Origin of the sequence: Alkalihalophilus lindianensis, from assembly GCF_032843265.1 — a bacterium.
GTDB lineage: Bacteria > Bacillota > Bacilli > Bacillales > Bacillaceae_D > Alkalihalophilus > Alkalihalophilus lindianensis.
This window is the reverse complement of sequence record NZ_JAWJBA010000231.1, coordinates 1-278: the sequence shown is the minus strand read 5'-3', so window position 1 is coordinate 278 and position 278 is coordinate 1. Positions and strand designations below refer to the sequence as shown.

Annotated in this window: 1 protein-coding gene; it reads left to right on the top strand. The window is 44.2% G+C overall.

Annotated elements, in window-relative coordinates; genetic code table 11:
- Positions 1–278: polysaccharide deacetylase family protein (locus RYX56_RS22070; RefSeq protein ID WP_317124077.1), on the top strand; the 278-nt coding region annotated here is incomplete at both ends.

Genomic DNA, 278 nt, shown 5'->3' with positions numbered 1-278 from the left:
TCATGATTGGCGACAGAATGGAACAATATCCACAAGTTGTCCAACAGGTTGTGGAGGCCGGACATGAACTTGGGAACCATTCCATGACCCATCCATATCAAGATGAAGTTGGCTTAAAACGTAAGACAACCGAATTGACTAGGGCCGATCAAATCCTTCGAAAATTCCAGCCAAACCATCGGAGACTGTTTCGCCCTCCAGGTGGTTATATTGATGATGCATTACTTCAAGAAGTTGTCCATCGAGGGTATAAAGTCGTCCTTTGGTCATATCATCAA